Consider the following 19,276-nt stretch of genomic DNA (forward strand, 5'->3'; position numbering starts at 1 on the left):
TCCATCATCCGACCCAATCGAACGTTCCAAAGAAAGATAAAAAGCAAGGTACCTGTAAGCTTCACTTATAGAGTAACATAATAGTTGAAAAATAGGGTTAAAAAACCTCCTTTTTGTGCGCCCTAAAATAAAAACTATTCCCGTTTTGTCATGAACTGCTCAGACGGGAATAGTTTCTTTAGCTACTTAAATGCTTAACTTAATGACATTGAGTCGTTTGACTGTCTTTTTGTTCTTTTAGGATGTTTTCTGCTATAATTATCTCATGAATGATTTTATTACCAAGTATTTGTCTCAATTTAATATTGAGGCCATTGTGACAGCAGGTCTAAATAAGGTTTTATCGCTTGTTTTACTCTTTGTTGCGTTTTACATTATCAAGAAGATAGCCAAAGCTTCTGTGAAAAAGGTTTTGGTTCCCTCTCTAAAGGTGTCTACACAAGACATTGGTCGTCAGAAGACCATCAGTCGTCTGGTGGAAAGCATCCTAAATTATCTACTCTACTTTATCCTTATCTACTGTATTCTGAGTATCCTCGGTTTGCCGGTATCCAGTCTTCTTGCAGGAGCCGGGATTGCTGGGGTAGCTGTTGGGCTGGGCGCACAAGGCTTTCTCTCAGACTTGGTCAATGGATTCTTTATCTTAATTGAACGACAGTTTGACGTCGGAGATGTGGTTAAGTTAACCAACGGGCCCATTACCATTTCAGGAACCATCGTTAGCATGGGAATCCGAACAACACAAGTACGTGATGCAGATGGGACATTGCATTTTATTCCCAATCGCAACATTCTAGTGGTGTCCAATCAGTCAAGAGGGGACATGCGTGCTCAAATCGATATTCCGCTCAAATTTAATACCGATTTGGAACAAGTCTATCGCGTAATAGAAGAGGTCAATTTGAGAGAAATCAGCAATTTTGACCAGATTACAGGTGTGACTGTATTAGGTCCCCAAAATGCTATTTCGGGACAGTTTGTATTTCGTGTTAATCTTTTCGTAGCCAACGGTCAACAGAACAAGATCTATCATCAATTCTTTGGTTTTTATCAAGATGCTCTGCGTCAAGCAGGAATAGATTTACCTTCAAGTGGACCAACTGTTTTAAAATAAGGAGTTTATTATGCAAACAAAAGATTTTGTCGTTGAAAATGGGCAGATGTATTATAAGAAGAAACCCTTGCACAAACAGCCTCTCTTTTGGACGACCATTGCTGGTGCAGTCCTCTCCTTTATCCTAGGAGTAACCTGTTTTATTTTTATGATCGGTCTAAGCGCAGCAAATTTTGATAATTGGGATACAGGTAGTGACGGGTACATTGATGAGACTGTGGAATACACGGAGTATCAAGTTGGTGACTCAGTTGATTTTTCTAACGGTCTTCATGTAACAGTAACGTCTATGGGGAAAGATGATAGCATAGAACTAGTAGATAGCTACTACAGCACAGCTTATGTTGTTGAAATGGAAGTTGAAAATTCGACCGCAAAAGAGCTCTATTTTGATGAATACTATTTCAGTCTCATGGACCCCGTTAGTCAGATTCCCTTTTCCCTGGATTTACGGACCTACGATGTGAATCTAGTCGAAAAGTTGAAGCCAGGAGAAAAAGTACAAGTAAAACTTATCTACGGTGTAGATAATGAAACAAACTTTGGTTTTACCTACGAAGATGCCATGTGGACGGAATTAGTCGCAGAAGGTATCTAATCGCTGTAGAAAAAGTTTTAAATACTGCACAATTTTGCGGGTTTATAACACTCCTTGGTTCAGATTGTTCGGCTTGATAATCGACCTATCTGTTATTTTTACGTTTTAAAAAGGGAGTGGGAAAGAACTCGACCAGTCTAAAAGGAGTTCGTCTTCCCACCCCCGCACAGTTGATTAGGTCAGATTTGGAGCGTGAAACACGAACAAATCTGCCAATCAACCACTGCGCTGAGATGTTGACACGAACTCTGAGAAGTGTGGCAGGACTTTTTTTCCAGCCTCTCTTCTTTTAACGAAAAACACCCCCAAAATTAGCACGTCAATTTTGGGAGCGTTTTTATTATAGTTTAGTAAACTAAAAGTAAGCTTATACTAAACCTTGGGCAATCATGCTATCCGCAATTTGTTCAAAGGCTGCGATGTTAGCACCTGCAAGGTAGTCTGTACCAAGGTCGTATTTTTCAGCAGTTTCTTTAGCTGTGTTGAAGATATTTGCCATGATGTCTTTAAGACGGCCGTCTACTTCTTCACGAGTCCATGAAAGACGAAGGCTGTTTTGGCTCATTTCAAGGGCAGATACGGCTACACCACCAGCATTGGCTGCTTTTGCAAGGCCGTAAAGAACGCCATTTTCTTTGTAAACTTTGATAGCATCAAGGTCAGATGGCATGTTGGCACCTTCAGCCACACAGTAAACGCCATTTTTCACAAGGGCAGCAGCTTGCTCGCCGTTGATTTCGTTTTGAGTCGCACATGGAAGGGCAATGTCAGCCTTGCCATCGTAGTTCCATACAGAACCTTCGAAGTACTTAGCAGTTGCTTTTTCTGCAGCGTATTCTGTCAAACGAGCGCGGCGTTTTTCTTTGATGTCCACCAAGAGGTCAAAGTCGATACCAGTTTCGTCAATTATGTAACCATTTGAGTCTGAAACAGAGATGACTTTTGCACCGAGTTCAGTCGCTTTTTGAACAGCATATTGGGCAACGTTACCAGAACCTGAGATAAGGACTGTTTGGTCTTTGAAGGATTTACCGTTTGCTGCCAACATGTTATCAGTGAAGTAAACCAAACCGTAACCAGTTGCTTCTGGGCGGATTAATGAACCACCGAAGCCAAGAGGTTTACCAGTCAAGACACCTGCATCAAACTGGCGGAGGCGTTTGTATTGACCGTACATGTAACCAATCTCACGACCACCGACACCGATGTCACCAGCAGGGACGTCAAGTGAAGGTCCGATGTGTTTTTGCAATTCAGTCATAAAGCTTTGGCAGAAGCGCATGATTTCAGCATCAGTTTTTCCTTTAGGATCAAAGTCTGAACCACCTTTACCACCGCCGATTGGAAGACCAGTCAAGACGTTTTTGAAGATTTGCTCAAAACCGAGGAATTTCAAGATGGATTGGTTTACAGTTGGGTGGAAGCGAAGACCGCCTTTGTAAGGACCTACAGCTGAGTTGAACTGAACACGGTAGCCACGGTTGACTTGAACATTTCCATCTTTATCTGTCCATGGAACACGGAAGCTGATGATACGCTCAGGCTCAACGATACGGGCCAAGATGTTTTCTTCGATGTATTCTGGGTGTGCTTCAAAAACAGGCTCAAGTGTAGAGAAGAGCTCTTCTACAGCTTGGAGGAATTCTGTTTCATGTGGGTTGCGGGCTTTGACTGCTTCAAAAGAAGCTTGGATGTAAGCTTTGGCATTTGACATGGGATCACCTGATTTCTTTTTTATTTATTAAATTATCTGACAATTTAATTTATCTGATAATTATTATAGCACCATGATTTTTAAATGTAAAGAAGAAAATGTAAGAATTTTAAAAAAATTAATAAATTTTTATTGCAAAATCCGAACGTTAGTAGTAAATGAAGGAAATCCGTTTGTTTCTTATGATATAATCGAGAAAGAACAACCAATATGGAGGATAATATGGTTTCAACAGCAACAACTTTAGGTGGATTTCAGTTTGATAATTGCTTGATGAATGCAGCTGGTGTTTGGTGTATGACCAAGGAAGAGCTGAATGAAGTGAAACAGTCTGCAGCAGGAACGTTTGTTACAAAAACAGCAACCTTAGAATATCGTTCGGGAAATCCAGAACCACGGTACCAGAATGTGCCACTTGGTTCTATCAATTCGATGGGCTTGCCAAATCAGGGCTTGGCTTACTATTTGGATTATCTACTAGAATTGCAGGAAACGGAGCCAGAACGCACATTTGTTTTATCTTTAGTTGGAATGTCGCCTGATGAGACTCATGAGATTTTGAGAACTGTAGAAGCCAGTGATTTTAAGGGGCTGACAGAGTTAAATCTTTCTTGTCCCAATGTCCCTGGAAAACCGCAGATTGCCTATGATTTTGAAACGACAGAAACCATTTTGCAGGAGGTCTTCACTTATTTTACCAAACCACTCGGTATTAAGTTACCACCTTATTTCGATATTGTGCATTTTGACCAAGCAGCAGCGATTTTCAACCAGTTTCCTTTGAAGTTTGTCAACTGTGTCAATTCGATTGGAAATGGTCTCTACATCAAGGATGAGTCAGTTGTCATCAAGCCTAAAAATGGTTTTGGTGGTATCGGTGGAGAGTATATCAAGCCGACTGCTCTTGCCAATGTCCACGCTTTTTACCAGCGCTTGAAACCGGAGATTCAGATTGTTGGGACTGGTGGCGTCTTGACAGGTCGGGATGCCTTCGAACACATTCTCTGTGGTGCCAGCATGGTTCAAGTTGGAACAACCCTGCAAAAGGAAGGTGTGGCAGCCTTTGAACGCATTACGGCTGAATTGCAGGCCATCATGGCTGAAAAAGGCTACGAGACCATTGAGGATTTTCGTGGCAAGCTACAGCACTTAGATGATTAAAATCATCTGTTGAAGACATAAAAAGAAGCTAACATTGTACCGTTCTCCCAGATAGTCTTTTAGGGAGTTAGGAAGGGATAATGTTAGCTCTTTTTAAATGGTCTGTGAAGATCGGTCTGATAATCGTTTGAGGAATGGGATACATAGTCGGAAACATATATTTGTGAGATGGAATTCTGATTTTATTTAGATTTTTTAGCAAAAATGTCGTATACTAATATTAGAACCTCTATTTATAAGTGATGTACTTTTATGGAAGAAATAGTTTTTTGAGGGACTACTGACTGTATTTTGAACAAAGGTTCTTAAGTAGGGAGTATGAGGGTAAAGGTATGGAGAAAAGGGCGAACTCTATTCGCAGAAAACGATATGCGTCCTATCGGACAAAGATGCATTTGTTTTTTATTTGTGGTTTAGCGACTATTATCTTGGCGATTATTATTGTAAGCGAACACCTAGTTCCTAGGCTGAATCAGGTATCAGAATCAATGCACTCAGATAATTCTGTTCGCATCATGGCCCATGGAGATTTACTCTATCATTTGCCTATTCTTCGAGGAGCAGAACAGCCAGATGGAAGTTACGATTTTTCTGAGAATTTTACCTACGTAAAGCCCTGGATAGAACAGGCTGATTTCGCTATCGCAGACTTTGAAGGGACCATTTCCCCAGATGTCGAATTAGCAGGTTACCCACTTTTTAATGCGCCTGCCATTGTCGCCAACAATATCCATGATGCAGGCTACGATTTGGTGGATTTGGCCCACAATCATATCTTGGACTCGCATCTTTCTGGATTGGTTTCCACTGTCAATACTTTTAGAGATGCAGGTGTGGATACAGTCGGTGTCTACGCTGAAGGCGATCGGGCAACTGCACCACTCTACATTCGGGAAGTCAATGGTATCCGTATAGCGGTTTTAGCCTATGCTTACGGTTTCAATGGGATGGAGGCTTTGCTGAGTCAGGAGGAATATGATGCCTATTTATCGGATTTTGATAAAGAAAAGATGCGGGCAGAGATTGAGCGAGCTGAGAAAGAGGCAGATATTACCATCGTCATGCCTCAGACGGGTGTGGAATACCAGTTGGAGCCTACGGAGGAACAAACCAGTTTGTACCATCAAATGATTGATTGGGGAGCAGACATCGTTCTTGGTGGGCATCCGCATGTAGTCGAGCCCGCAGAGATTATTGAAAAAGATGGTCAGAGAAAATTGATTATCTATTCGATGGGGAATTTCCTGTCCAATCAGCGTATTGAAAGCATGGATGATACACCAAATTCCCAATGGACCGAGCGGGGTGTCTTGATGGATATAAGGATTCAGAAAGAGAATGGGCAGACAAGTATTCGGACAGCCCAAGCGCATCCAACCTGGGTGAATCGTATCTCTCAGGGAACGTATTCACTGGATGGTTATGAGCGTTTTAGCTATCAGACCTATGTATTGGAAGACTGGGTCGCTGGTGGTCGATACTATGGACAATTGGACCCTGAGACACAGGCGCGTGTGGATACAGCCTATCAAGAAATGAAAGACTTTGTCAATTTGGTATGGTGAGGAGAGAGAAGATGACAGTTCGATTAATCGCAACAGACATGGATGGGACCTTTTTAGATGGCCAGGGGAGTTTTGATAGGGAGCGATTTTCACGGGTCTTGGATCAACTAGATCAGAAAAGGATTCCTTTTGTTATCGCTAGTGGCAATGGAATTGGGCGGTTGCTACAATTATGCCAAGGATTTGAAAATCGACTGATTTTTGTGGCTGATAATGGTGCCCATATCTATCATCAGGGAAAAACACTCATTCGTCGGACTATTCAGCAAGAGGAAGTCGAAGCAATACTGCATTTTTTCAAAGGACGTTGGGCGGATATATGTTTGATGTTGTCGAATGAAGAAAACATTTATATGCAGGCTGGGGCAGGTATGCCATTTGCAGGGACAGATTTGCCAATAGAACCAGCCCAAATGGCTGCCTTCCAAAATCGTGTGACCTATTTAGACGACCTCAGTGCCTATCCTAATTTAGAACCTATTTATAAGGTTGGTCTCTGGGTTCCTGAAGCACGTGTAGAATCGATAACGGAAGAGTTTAACCAGGCTTTTCAAGGTCAGCTGGTTGCAGTGACTAGTGGCTATGGCTCCATTGATATATTGCCAGAAGGGATTCATAAGGCATGGGGCTTGGAACAGGTTTTGACCAGTTTGGATATCGAACCTGAACAGGTGATGGCCTTCGGTGATTCAGACAATGATATTGAGTTATTGTCCTATGTTGGGTATTCCTATGCCATGGAAAATGCGACAGACAAGGTCAAGGCGGTTGCCAAATACATGGCTCCAAGCCATTTGGAAGCAGGTGTACTTCAGGTCATTGAAGAATATATAGTCATTTAGTTTATCTTTGATTACTTCGACGAGCGAGGAAACGTCGTTTCCTTATTTCCAACTTCAAACACTCCACAGGAGTGATTTGAACTCGCTTTGCCGTACTCCAGTACAGCCTGCGACTTTTTGATGCGAACGTTGTTCGCTTTATTTCCAGCCTCCAAAGGTTCCCCGAACCTTTGAAGCTAGTACTAAAAGCAAACTAAACGACTATATTTTATAAGTATATGGAAAAAAGCTAGTGTTCTCAATCCAGAGAATGCTAGCTTTTTTTAATTTCCAACGCTGGTGAACTTGGTCATACCATGGCGGAAGAGTTTGTAATTGATGGTAAATAAGATCAGGACAACCAGTGGCAGAGCCAGTCCCCACATAGATAGGTCTAGGAAGTAGAGGGCTGGGAAATAGGCTGTAAAAGCATAAGGGAAGACAAAAATCAGCAGGATTTGAATGATTTTTGGATAGATATTGAGTGGGTATTGAGCCATCTGATTGAGGGCGAAAATTCCCATAGTCAAAGGAAATGATTCTACAATCCAAAATGCTAGAGCAGTTGGACCGAGTTGAATGGCTGCATAGAGTAGGCCGATACAAATGGCAATAAAGATTAGTAGGGCTAGTTTTCCAAGACTCCATTCCATACCCAGTTCCTTGGAAGCTTGGGCTAGTGCAAGGGAACCGATGAGGGTTGTTCCGATTCCTTGTGGCTGGATTCGTTCACAGATAAGCTGAAAAAGAGGATTGACAGGCATGAGGAGGAGGCGTTCAAATTCGCCTTGTCGGATGTAGCGACTGCCAAACATCCAGAGATTGTCAAAGAAAATCAAGTGAATGGAGCGTCCGACGGTGGCTATTCCATAGATAAAAAGCATTTGACCGTAGTTGAAACCAGCGATTTCCTTGATATTTCCAAATAGAATGTTGAGGAAAATCAGGTAGACAATTTGTTCAATCAAAGAGGAGAAAAGTCCGATGAAGAAGTCCACCCGAAAGGACATCTGGGCCATCATGTAGACCTTGATGTTATATAGATAGAGGCTGATATATTTCTTCATGTTACCCTCCAAAAATGACAATACGACGCTTGGCCTGAGACCAAAGAGCAGCGATGAAGAGAACGAGGAATGGTATCCAGAGAACTTGCAACACCAAAGCCCTTAGATCGCTTTCCTGTCCCAATAAAATGGAAACAGGGACATTGACAGCATAGTTGTAGGGCAAAAGTTTCAAGAACTGTTCCATACTTTCGGGATAGAAACGAAGTGGTAGGAGTGCCCCAGAGGCTAGATTGAAGAGTCCCATTCGCAGCAACATCACTCCCCAGGCATTGACCGTAAAAAATGCTAAGAAGCCGAAAGCCATATCCAGCAATTGAACGATGAACATCCCTAGAATCGAACTGACCAGAAAGAGCAAAATGGTCTGGCCATCCGGCAGGTAGAAATCTTGATGAACCAGTAGAATACCGATAAATACGACGGCAAATTTGATCAGTTCCAAGAGCTTATTTCCAAGGTCTTTAAAAAAGAGGGCTAGGATAAAGGAGTAGGGTCTGAGAAATTCCCCAGCAATGCTTCCTTGCAAAATGCTATAGGATAAATCTTGACCAAGTGAGAAGGAATTTAAACTGGCTAGTAGATTAGCAAATATGATGTAGGTAGTAAAGGTTTGGAGGGTAAAGCCATTGACTTCTGACTGGGTAAAGAAAATGGTCTTCCAGACATAGAGAGCCACCAAGATTTTCACTGCTAGTGAAACGAAGGTCGCTAGAAAGAAAGCCTTGTATTGTAGGGCATTCATCATGGTCAGGCGGGTCATGTAGAAATATTTACGCATGGATACCCTCCTCATAAATCTGGCGGACCATGGTTTCGATTTCCAATTCCTTCATGGTGACATCTTCAATCGAATAATGATTAAAGATTTGCTCTATCACCTGGGCACTGGTCCAAAACTTGCTGTGGTAGTGGATTTCAAAGTGAAAGTCATCTATTCGTTCAAATTCCCAGCCATCTAGATGCAAATCTTTTTCAATCGGCTTTTCTGTAGAAAAGAGAATGGTCTTCACTGTGGAAAAGCGTTCTTTGAGGACGGTCAGAGAACCATCGTAGACCTTTTTGCCCTTATCAATGATAAAAATCCGCTCACAGAGGCTTTCGATGTCCTTCATATCATGGGAAGTAATCAAAAAGGTGGTCTGATATTGCTGATTCATATAGCGGATGAAGGAGCGAATGGTCTCCTTGACACTGGCATCCAAGCCAATGGTTGGCTCGTCCAAAAAGACAACGGCAGGCTGGTGGATAAAGATAGCCGCAAATTCACAGCGAACCCGTTGGCCGAGTGACAGATTACGGATTGGTTGCTTCATAATATCAGCCAAGTCCAATAGATCAATCAAGACAGCTAATCGCTCTTTGAATACCTTATCTGGAACATCATAAATTTTTGCGTGAAGGATAAAAGATTCCTGGACAGGCAAGTTCCAATCCAAATGGGATTTTTGCCCAAAGAGAACTCCAATTTGTTTATTGACTTCTTTACGGTGTTCTTGCGGATTGAGTCCGTTGATACGAACCTGTCCTTGGTCTGGGAAGAGGACTCCGGTAAGCATTTTGATGGTGGTGGATTTACCAGAACCGTTAGAGCCGATATAGCCGATGATTTCGCCTTTTTCTACCTGCAAGGAAATGTCTTGAACAGCAGGGATTGACTTTTTCTTTGGCTTGAAAAAGGCCTTAATCGAACCTTTGAGACCGACTTCCTTATCTATGATGGAATAGGTTTTTGATAGATGTTCAGCTTGAATCATATCATAATCTCCTGTTTGAAAACGTTTGCGTAAGATAAGGATATTATAACATATTCCTCAGAAAGTGGCTGTAAAAAGTCACATTTAAGGTAACATTTTTATTAGAAAATCGGTCATATATTGAGGAGATTCTTGCTTACCATTTTTAATCCATACCTGCATGATACCGAAGAAGGCATGTGAAAAATAAATGCTGCTGTATTCTTTTTCCAGTTGTGATAAATTCTCTTTTCCTAAGCGCTCCGCTAAATCATTGGCAACAAGAAGTCGGACTTTATTGATAAGAAAATTTTGGATTTCTTGAGTTCCGTTATGGGTCAGTAGGGCAGAAAGCAATTTTTCACGATAGAGCAACTCGAAAATTTCTAAAAATGATGATTGGCGATTGCCATCATAACGGTCAAATATAGCCTCTAATTTGTGAAAAAGTCCCTGTTGATAGGAGTCGATTAATTCGTACTTATCCTTATAGTGGGTATAAAAACTGGAACGACTGATACCAGCAGTCTGGGCTAGGTGGGTGGTTGTAATGTCATTAAATCCTTGTGATTCCAGGCAGATTACCATAGCTTCTAAAATAGCCTGTCGAGTTCGTTCTTTCCGATTATCTGTTCCCATTTTGCTCCTTTTAAACATTTTTAGACACATTGTCTAAAAAATGATTCTTATTACTTGATTTTGAAAATGATACTTGTATAATGTATTTTATCAGTTTTTGGACAGTATGTCTAAAGGAGTTGCTTATGTTACGAAAAGTGAAGAATATTTTAAAAAAACCAATGACTTTGGTTACCATTATTGGTATTGCCTGTGTCCCAGCCTTATATAACATTAGTTTCCTAACCTCTATGTGGGATCCTTACGGCCGACTAGACCAGTTGCCTGTAGCAGTTGTCAATCAAGACCAGTCGGCGAGTTTTCAAGATAAAACCCTCACCATTGGTGATGATATGGTGGATAATATGAAAGAGAGCAAGAGTCTGGATTTCCACTTTGTATCAGAAACGGATGCGGAAAAAGGTTTGGAAGAAGGGGACTATTATATGGTCATCACCCTACCAGAAGATTTATCAGAAAAAGCATCCAGTCTCTTGACGGATCAGCCTGAACCACTAACAATTTCTTACCAAACCTCTAAAGGTCACAGCTTTGTCGCTTCTAAGATGGGCGAATCAGCTATGGAGAAATTAAAGACATCTGTTTCAGAGACGATTACCGAAACATATACCTCTGCCGTTTTTGACAGTATGGGAGAGATTCAATCTGGCATGGTCGAGGCGGCAGATGGTAGCCAACAATTAACAAATGGAGCTAGTCAATTGGAGTCAGGCAGTCAAACACTTTCAAATGGACTGACTACTTTAACGACTTCGGGTCAATCACTGGTGACAGGAGCAAACCAATTGGCCACCGGTCTTGTATCTTATACGGATGGAGTCAACCAGGCTGCGACAGGCAGTCAAACACTGTCCAGTGGCTTAACGACCTACACAAATGGGGTGGCGAGTCTTGCTTCAGGTGCGGAGCAATTAAATGCTAATTCCTCTCAGCTCATCGCTGGGGTGGGACAATTGCAATCAGGAGCAAGCCAGGTTGAACAACTGGTAACGGGAGCCAATCAATTGCAGGCAGGCTTGGAGCAACTCGCTAGTTCAACTAGTTTGTCTGCTGAACAGTCTAGTCAGATACAGGCCTTATTGACTGGGCTTCCTCAGTTGCAAGCAGCCATCAATCAATTAAATGATAGCCTATCAAGTATCGGAGGAGTTGCAGTAGATACCTCTACTCTATCTAGCCTCTTGACAGAGATGGGGGCTCAGGTTCAAGGATTGTTGACAGCAGCTCAAGCTGATAAAACAGCCAGCATTGAAGCCTTGCAAGCAACGGCTACCTATCAAAACTTGACAGCTGCTCAGCAAGCTGAATTGGTTGGAGCCCTCCAAAACTCGCCTTCGACAACAGCGACAGCAGCCCAAACGATTTTGGGTCAATTGTCTCAACTCAGTCAAGCCTTATCTAGCCTACAAAGTCTTTCTGGAATGGCAACACAAATGAGCCAGCTACAATCAGCTGTCGGTCAGATCAACATGGCTGCCAATCAAGCATTGCCAGGAGCTACAACAGCCATTGAAAACCTATCAAGTGGCTTGAGTCAGGTCAACACCACTTTGAACCGGCAAGTTCTACCAGGAACTCAAACCTTGACGAGTGGTGTGAGTCAACTTCAAACGCAATTATCAAATGGAGCGAGTCAACTCATGTCAGGAGTAACAGCCTATACCGCAGGTGTTGCCCAATTAGCAACAGGTGGAGCCCAGTTGGTTGCGAATAATAGTAGCATCCAATCAGGAGGTGGTCAGTTAACATCAGGATTGGCAACCTTGGCATCCAACTCCAGTCAACTTGTCAGTGGTTCAGGACAACTGGCATCTGGTAGCCAGCAATTAATTGCTGGTGCGGATCAATTAGCTAGTGGCGGTCAAACCTTGACAAGCGGTATTTCCAGTCTTCGTACAGGCAGTGAAACCCTAACGAATTCACTCAGCTCAGCCAGTCAACAACTATCAGTCATCTCTGTAGAAGACAAAAATGCACAAGCAGTTTCTCAGCCAGTCACCTTGGAACACAGCGACCAAGATGATGTGAAGACCAACGGTGTCGGAATGGCTCCTTATATGGTATCTGTCGCACTAATGGTTGCAGCCTTGTCAGCGAATGTTATTTTTGTCAAACACATTGATAATCGTTCCTACAAGAATCGTTGGGATTGGGCTAAAGGGAAATTGTTACTTAATGGTACGATAGCCAGCCTAGCAGCACTGATTCTGTACGGTGTTCTTCGCTTGATTGGAATCGAACCGGCTCATCCAATGGCAACCTTAGGATTAATCCTCTTAGCTTCATGGACCTTTATGGCCCTCGTTACAGCCTTGGTGGGTTGGAACAATCGTTTCGGCTCCTTCGCAAGTTTAATTATCTTGTTACTACAGCTTGGATCAAGCGCAGGTACCTACCCAATCGAACTTAGCCCACGCTTCTTCCAAGTCATTCAGCCTTATCTTCCAATGACCTATTCTGTTTCAGGACTTCGTCAAACCATTTCAATGGTTGGAAATAGTAGTCATCAAGTTTGGATGCTGAGCCTCTTCTTAGTAGGCTTTATGGGACTAGGTCTTTTGATTTATAATCAAAAAGATGAATAATAATAAAACCAACTGCTCCATGTGAACAGTTGGTTTTTGGTTGATGTAGTTATTTTGGGGTTGGTGTTCGTAGATTAATGGTTGCGTTAGTTGAAGTAATAGTCAGGCTATTATTGCTCTCTCTTTTCTCCAAAGTTAAGGTTTGTTTATCCTCCTCTTTTTTGATCGATAATGTTTGATACTTATCTTTAGTGAAAATACCGACGTTTTCAGCTTGTTTGTTGAAGTAACTCATATCACCAACAGCTTGCTTTAGTTCTTCGAGGGTTTCATAGTGGTAGCCTAAGTGTTCCGCAAGTGTTTTGATGTCCAGCTGTGTACTGATATTCAGATTGATGTCTTGTAAGCTCTTATCTGTTAGGTTTATATTTGTAACAGATAGGCTGTGTTCGGAAGGAGTGAGGACGTTTTTTCCTAGGAGAGTCAATTGATTTGCATTCAGTTCTTGGTAGTTTTTAATTGTAACATTTTCCAAACTGGTTTCGATTAAATTGACTGAAGATTCATTTGCAGATATAGAGGTATTTCTGAGTGCAGAATTCACAGCTTCAAAGTAACCAGCTGTGATTTTACCGCTGTCAATTTGTGCATTATCAAGGAAGATACCATCGGATAGGTCAACTTCTTTGATATGGACATTTTCAATCACGAAACTACCATACTCATAGAAGTGAAGACCCTCTCCCTCTAATTTATCCAGTGTCTTCCCTTTAGGCACTTCAATGGTGACGGAGAAGACATTGATACGACGTTGGGCCAACCTTTCTCCAAGATACTGCATAATTCCTTCGATAGCAAAAGATTCTTGTTGTGAAGAAAGGGTCAAAGTTCCCTCTTTTTCTGCTAGTTTTAAGGGGGATTGCATATTGTTGTCGGAGTTGGCATAGGTCACATGGTAGTTGCTATCGCTAGACTCCTTGATATAGACGCTGTGGGGGATAAAGTCAATTTTAATGGTATTCAAATCTGTGAAGGTCTTATGGACTTCCGTCGGAGCAGCAACCTCTTCCAAGCGGGTTACGCCTCCTGTGAAAAATCCAATGCCAGCCAGAATTAAGCCTGCAATCAGGCTGACAAAGCCGATAATAATGGCGATGGTTAGTTTCTTTTTCATGCTCGTTTACCTCGTTTCAAGATCCATTTGAAGCAAGCCTTGACCAGTCGCCAAGACCAGTAGGCAAAAAATCCAGTCAAGATGTAGATGAGAATAGCTCCGCCAATCAAAGACAAACCTGAGCCAAACCCCATGAGGAAGATATTGAAACCTTCTGACATAAGGCTAAAGGCTTCCCAAATCAGATAGCCACCGCTGGTGAGAAGTCCGACACCCAGAACAAAGGCACCGACAATGAGGGCCAAGATGAGCGCCACTAATCCCAATAGACTAGCTAGGAGAATGAGCAAAAGTGGAATGGCGATAGGCAGGGAAATGACAGCTAGGATAGCCAACCAGAGCGTTCGTTTTGTTTGGCTAAAATTACGGAAGTAACGACCGAGGAAAAAGGCGCCGAGGATAAGAGTTGCAAACAGAGGAATGACTCCGATAAACTCTCCCATGATAAAGAGTAGGAAGAAAGAGAAGAGACCTGTCATACTTAAGGCTCCCAGACCAACCCAGAGTTTCCAGTTGAGTTGAATAGGTTCTTGTTGATCCTTCTCCTCTTGGATTTGCTTGTTGAGCATGTTGTTAATGAGTTCGCTGGCAGCTTCTTTTGGTGAACCAAGTTCTTCTATAATTTCTGTTTCACGCTCTGGTCCAGCCTCGTCAAAATACTCATTAAAGAAGCTGATGGCTTCAAAGTATTCTTTGTGGGGCAGTTTTTTGAGATATTTTTCTAACTGCTCCATGTATTCAGTTCTTGTCATGGCGGACGCTCCCTTCTATGATGCCGTTTATCGTGTTTGTATAGGTATCCCAGTCATCTTTGAGTCGGACCAATTCTTCGTGACCTAACTGAGTTAGGCTATAATACTTGCGCATACGACCTTGATATTCTTGGGAATAAGTAGTCAAAAAGTCATTTTGCTCCAATCGCTTTAGGATGGGATAGAGGGCGGACTCCTTGATGTTGGCAATTAATTTAATAGTCTGACAGATTTCATAGCCATAAGAATCATCGGATTCCAAAATAGCCATGATGAGAAATTCTGTCAGCACTGCGGGGACTGGAAAATGCATAGGACGCTCCTTTCCTTTGTTGTTAGTTAGGTTCGGTTTTGATATATAGTGTTCAGTTGTATATATCAAAATTTGTTATATATTAAATATACACCTACAAAAATAAATTGTCAAGTGATTATGTGCAAAATAAATAAAATAGCTTAAGACAAATTTTTAATGTGTAAACGTTTTATAGCCTTGAAAAATAATTTCAGAGTAGTAAACTTAATAACAGTACTAACATTAAGGGATTTTCTGGACTAAAAGAGAATGACCTCAGATGGATTAGTAGTATTTAAGGTGGTGTAAAGATGAAACTATATGTTCAGTTTATGATTATTCTAGTATTTTCATTTTTAGGGGAAGCTATTTCGACTATTTTTCATCTTCCTATTCCGGGAAGTATTATTGGCTTAATCCTCCTATTTTTAGCCCTAGAGTTCAAATTGATTCGTCTTCGCCACATTCATACGGTTGGAAATTTTTTGCTGGCTAATATGACCATTCTTTTTTTGCCTGCAGCGGTGGGCATTATGGAGAGATTTGATGCAATTAAAGATTATTTACTTCCTATTATCATCGTCATTTTAGGCGCCATTTTTTTAAATATCTTAGTAATTGGTTTTGTTGTTCAATTTGTGAAGCAGAAGTTTGAAGGTGACTACATTGATGCGGAGGGAATGCATGACTGAACTTTTTTCAAATCCTATTTTTGGTATTATGTTATCAATTGCAGCATATTTAATTGGAATGCTGATTTATCGGAGATTTCCTCATCCAATCACAACCCCACTGTTGGTAGCTACAGGATTGATTATTGTCTTTTTAAAAATGACAGGTATCTCCTATAAGGAATATTATGCAGGAGGGTCCTATCTAAATATGCTTATTGTGCCTTCAACAGTAGCTCTGGGTATTCCTTTGTATCGTTCTTTCCATCTAATGAAACATCACATTCGAAGTATTTTATTGGGAATTTTTGTTGCCTGTATTGTCAATACTGTCTTTACTGCCCTAATTGCAAAATGGTTTGGGATGGATTTTTTTCTAGCAATCTCTCTTTTTCCAAAATCAGTTACCACTGCTATGGCTGTTGGTATTACTGATAAAATGCAAGGAATAGCAACTGTTACTCTTGTAGTCGTTGTTGCAACAGGAATTCTGACAAGTGTTCTTGGTCCGGTCTTTTTAAAGTTACTAAAAATTGAAGACCCGGTAGCTGTTGGTCTTGCTTTGGGAGGAACAGGGCATGCCATTGGAACGGGTACAGCGATAAAATATGGGCATACGCAAGGGGCGATGGCTGGCTTAGCTATTGGGATTACAGGTATCATGTATGTGGTGATTAGTCCTATAGTTGCGCAGATTATCTTACAATAAAAAAACTACGGTAGGAATTCCAACCGTAGTTTTTTTTAGTCTACATAAAGTTTGGATTGATTATTCAACCAACTATAAAGAAGTCCGATAAAGAGACCGCCACCCACGTAGTTTCCTAATCCAGAAAAGAGGAAATTGCTTAGTACACTTAATAGAGTCATTCCCTCAACTGGTCCACCATTTGCAAAAAAGGCCAGAGAGAAGAGTGAAAAGTTTGCAATGACGTGCTCATATCCCAAGAAAGCAAAGATAAAGATGATGAAAATAACGGAAATGAGACGCCCAGCATCATCTTTGATACGTAAGAAGGTAAATACGCCGATATTCACGACAATATTAGCAAAAATTCCTTCAATAAATTGAGTCAAAGGTGTCTTTGAAAGCTTGGCCACCGTTGCTTCAAATAGGTAGCTGTGAGCATCAACATGCTGATAAGGCAGTGTCAATGAAACCAAGTAACAAACAAGGACAGCACCGACAAAGTTGAAAAGGATACAGGTTGCCAACATCTTGAGGGCTGTTTTAGTAGGAATTGTTTTTCGATGAATGGCTACTGTCATATACATCATATTGGATGTTCCAAGTTCGGCATTCATATATAAAATCATGAGTAGCCCCCAACCAAACATCAATCCATAGCTAAATTTACCGAGTCCTTCTGCGACATGGTTGAGTTTGTCTGCTGTATAAAGAGAAATGACAATCCCCAATCCTAAATAAAGACTGGCTAGTATCGATCGTACAGCGTAGGCAGAAAAACTGTGTTCAAACAAATCTGCTTTTTTCTTGATACTCTTTTCAAGTGTATACATTAATGTCTCTTGGTTAGCTCCCATCCTAATCTCCTTACTGAATCTACTACTTTTTCGAGTAAACGTTTTCTTTTTATCGAATGGCTTTACTTTGTTTATTATACTTGATAAAATGGTTGTTGTCCAAAAAAAATTCAACTTTTGAAAGGAAATATAAGAAAAATATGGATGTTACATGGACAGTGAAATATATCACTGAATTTTTAGCGACTGCACTCCTTATTATCATTGGTAATGGTACAGTTGCAAACGTTGATTTAAAAGGCACAAAAGGAAACAACTCTGGTTGGATTCTCATTGCGATTGGCTATGGTTTGGCAGTTATGATGCCAGCATTGATGTTTGGTAACGTTTCTGGTAACCATATCAACCCAGCCTTCACACTTGGTTTGGCTGTTTCAGGTCTCTTCCCATGGGCTCACGTTGCTCAATACATTGTTGCTCAATTGTTAGGCGCAATGTTTGGTCAGTTAGTGGTTGTAGCAGTTTATAAACCTTACTTCTTGAAAACTGAAAATTCTAACCATATTCTTGGTTCATTCTCAACTATCAGTGCACTTGATAACGGAACGAAAGAAAGCCGTAAAGCTGCGACAACTAATGGTTTCTTGAATGAGTTCGTTGGTTCATTTGTATTGTTCTTCGGTGCCCTTGCTTTGACCAAACATTTCTTTGGTTCAGAGTTGGTTGGTAAATTGATTGAACAAGGCTATGATAAAACAGTCGCTGAGACAATGACTGCTCCATATACTTCAGGTTCAATTGCAGTTGCTCACTTAGGCATTGGTTTCCTAGTTATGGCACTTGTTGCGGCTCTTGGTGGTCCAACAGGTCCTGGTCTTAACCCAGCGCGTGACCTTGGTCCACGTATCGTCCATGCCCTTCTTCCAAAATCTGTTCTTGGTGAAAACAAGGCTGATTCAAAATGGTGGTATGCTTGGGTTGGTGTATGTGCTCCAATTATCGCATCAATTGCCGCTGTTGCACTTTTCAAATTCTTGTATCTATAATATAGAGAACCCGTTTCATCGCAATGTCATTAAGTTAAGCATTTAAGTAGCTAAAGAAACTATTCCCGTCTGAGCAGTTCATGACAAAACGGGAATAGTTTTTGTATTTAGGGCGCACAAAAAGGAGGTTTTTTAACCCAATTTTTCAACTATTATGTTACTCTATAAGTGAAGCTTACAGGTACCTTGCTTTTTATCTTTCTTTGGAAGGTTCGATTAGGTCGGACGATGGATAAATGTTTGGCAATGTAGGTTTCCAATTGGAAGGAAGTGAGTTCAGCTCTAAGAAATTTTCGACAGGCATAAACAGCGTCTGAAAAACAAATTTTATAAGCCTGTTTTAACTTTGATGTTTTAATAGCAACGTATGAGGTTAGCCATTTACAAACATTAAAATTGATAAAGCGAGCGTAGATTTCTTGGAGAATCCCTTCCTTCTTTTTCGCGTGAAAATGAGTCAGACCGATGCTGTATTTTAGGTCACGAAAACTGGTCTCTATGCCCCATCTGTAGGCATAGAGATCTTTTAATTTTTCTGGAGAATAATCGGTGTTTGTCACCAAAGTTTCAAAGAAACCAGGCTTGATTTCGAGACGCACCATTCGGAAATGCAGCTCATAAAAGCTGGTCGGGGTGCTTTTTCGACTAGAACATGGCAGAAAGTCAAAGGAGGCATTATTAGGTAAAAAATGATACTGATTAGGGAAGTCCCGATACAGGTGTTTCATCTCATTGGTTTGTTTGCGACAGATGTTTAGGTCAAATGCCTCATCAAAACAAGGAGTATCAGGGAGATTAAATCCTGACTTCATAGAATGATTCCCGTCACGAATACGGATAATATAGGACCAATTTCTTTCTTGACAGTGTGCCATGACATTGTAGGATTCATACCCTCTGTCCATAATAACTA

19 protein-coding genes are annotated in these 19,276 nt (G+C 41.2%); 9 read left to right on the forward strand and 10 right to left on the reverse strand.

What is annotated here, in order from left to right; translation table 11 throughout:
- Positions 1-265: 265 nt before the first annotated feature.
- Both ODU45_RS08720 and ODU45_RS08725 read left to right on the forward strand, forming a co-directional pair.
- Positions 266-1,114, forward strand: coding sequence for a mechanosensitive ion channel family protein (locus ODU45_RS08720; RefSeq protein ID WP_002937530.1), 849 nt, complete (start codon positions 266-268; stop codon positions 1,112-1,114).
- A gap of 10 nt (positions 1,115-1,124) precedes the next feature.
- A complete protein-coding gene (locus tag ODU45_RS08725; protein WP_398581150.1) occupies positions 1,125-1,712 on the forward strand; it encodes a DUF4352 domain-containing protein in 588 nt (195 codons plus the stop codon).
- Positions 1,713-2,079: 367 nt separating this feature from the next.
- Here ODU45_RS08725 and gdhA read toward each other — a convergent pair whose 3' ends face one another.
- Positions 2,080-3,426, reverse strand: coding sequence for an NADP-specific glutamate dehydrogenase (gene gdhA / locus ODU45_RS08730; RefSeq protein WP_014636785.1), 1,347 nt, complete (start codon positions 3,424-3,426; stop codon positions 2,080-2,082).
- A 222-nt stretch (positions 3,427-3,648) separates the two neighbouring features.
- On the opposite strand from gdhA, the gene ODU45_RS08735 reads away from it, so the two are divergent.
- From ODU45_RS08735 to ODU45_RS08745, 3 genes are all read left to right on the forward strand, one after another.
- A complete protein-coding gene (locus tag ODU45_RS08735; RefSeq protein WP_398581151.1) occupies positions 3,649-4,587 on the forward strand; it encodes a dihydroorotate oxidase in 939 nt (312 codons plus the stop codon).
- A gap of 332 nt (positions 4,588-4,919) precedes the next feature.
- Positions 4,920-6,152 (forward strand): CapA family protein, encoded by a 1,233-nt coding sequence (locus ODU45_RS08740; protein ID WP_398581152.1) that lies wholly within the window; start codon positions 4,920-4,922, stop codon positions 6,150-6,152.
- A gap of 11 nt (positions 6,153-6,163) precedes the next feature.
- Positions 6,164-6,994, forward strand: a complete 831-nt coding sequence (locus ODU45_RS08745; RefSeq protein WP_398581153.1) for a Cof-type HAD-IIB family hydrolase — start codon at positions 6,164-6,166, stop codon at positions 6,992-6,994.
- A 263-nt stretch (positions 6,995-7,257) separates the two neighbouring features.
- On the opposite strand, the gene ODU45_RS08750 is transcribed toward ODU45_RS08745, so the two are convergent.
- The 4 genes from ODU45_RS08750 to ODU45_RS08765 form a co-directional block, all read right to left on the reverse strand.
- Positions 7,258-8,040: an ABC transporter permease gene (locus ODU45_RS08750; RefSeq protein WP_024400374.1), complete on the reverse strand. Its 783-nt coding sequence runs from the start codon at positions 8,038-8,040 to the stop codon at positions 7,258-7,260.
- A 1-nt stretch (position 8,041) separates the two neighbouring features.
- The gene (locus ODU45_RS08755; protein WP_398581154.1) at positions 8,042-8,821 is read right to left on the reverse strand and encodes an ABC transporter permease; all 780 of its coding nucleotides are present in this window, start codon (positions 8,819-8,821) and stop codon (positions 8,042-8,044) included.
- Positions 8,814-9,797, reverse strand: coding sequence for an ATP-binding cassette domain-containing protein (locus tag ODU45_RS08760; RefSeq protein ID WP_398581155.1), 984 nt, complete (start codon positions 9,795-9,797; stop codon positions 8,814-8,816). The genes ODU45_RS08755 and ODU45_RS08760 overlap by 8 nt, the downstream gene beginning before the upstream one ends.
- A gap of 84 nt (positions 9,798-9,881) precedes the next feature.
- Positions 9,882-10,415 (reverse strand): TetR/AcrR family transcriptional regulator, encoded by a 534-nt coding sequence (locus ODU45_RS08765; RefSeq protein ID WP_044759265.1) that lies wholly within the window; start codon positions 10,413-10,415, stop codon positions 9,882-9,884.
- A gap of 125 nt (positions 10,416-10,540) precedes the next feature.
- Here ODU45_RS08765 and ODU45_RS08770 point away from each other — a divergent pair, with 125 nt between their 5' ends.
- Complete coding sequence (locus tag ODU45_RS08770) at positions 10,541-13,000, forward strand: YhgE/Pip family protein (RefSeq protein WP_398581156.1); 2,460 nt, start codon at positions 10,541-10,543, stop codon at positions 12,998-13,000.
- A 49-nt stretch (positions 13,001-13,049) separates the two neighbouring features.
- Here the strand turns inward: ODU45_RS08770 and ODU45_RS08775 are convergent, their stop codons facing one another.
- The 3 genes from ODU45_RS08775 to ODU45_RS08785 are packed head-to-tail and all read right to left on the reverse strand — an operon-like array spanning position 13,050 to position 15,179.
- Positions 13,050-14,114, reverse strand: coding sequence for a DUF4097 family beta strand repeat-containing protein (locus ODU45_RS08775; protein ID WP_398581157.1), 1,065 nt, complete (start codon positions 14,112-14,114; stop codon positions 13,050-13,052).
- Complete coding sequence (locus ODU45_RS08780) at positions 14,111-14,866, reverse strand: DUF1700 domain-containing protein (RefSeq protein ID WP_012775489.1); 756 nt, start codon at positions 14,864-14,866, stop codon at positions 14,111-14,113. The genes ODU45_RS08775 and ODU45_RS08780 overlap by 4 nt, the downstream gene beginning before the upstream one ends.
- Positions 14,853-15,179 (reverse strand): PadR family transcriptional regulator, encoded by a 327-nt coding sequence (locus tag ODU45_RS08785; protein WP_002937550.1) that lies wholly within the window; start codon positions 15,177-15,179, stop codon positions 14,853-14,855. The genes ODU45_RS08780 and ODU45_RS08785 overlap by 14 nt, the downstream gene beginning before the upstream one ends.
- Before the next feature lie 293 nt (positions 15,180-15,472).
- On the opposite strand from ODU45_RS08785, the gene ODU45_RS08790 reads away from it, so the two are divergent.
- Positions 15,473-15,853 carry a CidA/LrgA family protein gene (locus ODU45_RS08790; protein ID WP_024384743.1) on the forward strand — a complete coding sequence of 127 codons (381 nt, stop codon included), beginning with the start codon at positions 15,473-15,475 and terminating at the stop codon, positions 15,851-15,853.
- Entirely contained in the window at positions 15,846-16,541 is a 696-nt protein-coding gene (locus tag ODU45_RS08795) for an LrgB family protein (RefSeq protein WP_002937552.1), read from the forward strand. The genes ODU45_RS08790 and ODU45_RS08795 overlap by 8 nt, the downstream gene beginning before the upstream one ends.
- A gap of 35 nt (positions 16,542-16,576) precedes the next feature.
- Here the strand turns inward: ODU45_RS08795 and ODU45_RS08800 are convergent, their stop codons facing one another.
- Complete coding sequence (locus ODU45_RS08800; protein ID WP_398581158.1) at positions 16,577-17,377, reverse strand: formate/nitrite transporter family protein; 801 nt, start codon at positions 17,375-17,377, stop codon at positions 16,577-16,579.
- Positions 17,378-17,517: 140 nt separating this feature from the next.
- Here ODU45_RS08800 and gla point away from each other — a divergent pair, with 140 nt between their 5' ends.
- A complete protein-coding gene (gla, locus tag ODU45_RS08805) occupies positions 17,518-18,363 on the forward strand; it encodes an aquaglyceroporin Gla (protein WP_002937554.1) in 846 nt (281 codons plus the stop codon).
- Positions 18,364-18,515: 152 nt separating this feature from the next.
- On the opposite strand, the gene ODU45_RS08810 is transcribed toward gla, so the two are convergent.
- A partial coding sequence (locus tag ODU45_RS08810) for an IS4 family transposase (RefSeq protein ID WP_398581159.1) occupies positions 18,516-19,276 on the reverse strand: 761 nt, incomplete at its 5' end.

This window comes from Streptococcus sp. 2022WUSS135 (genome assembly GCF_044427045.1).
GTDB classification, from domain to species: domain Bacteria; phylum Bacillota; class Bacilli; order Lactobacillales; family Streptococcaceae; genus Streptococcus; species Streptococcus hashimotonensis.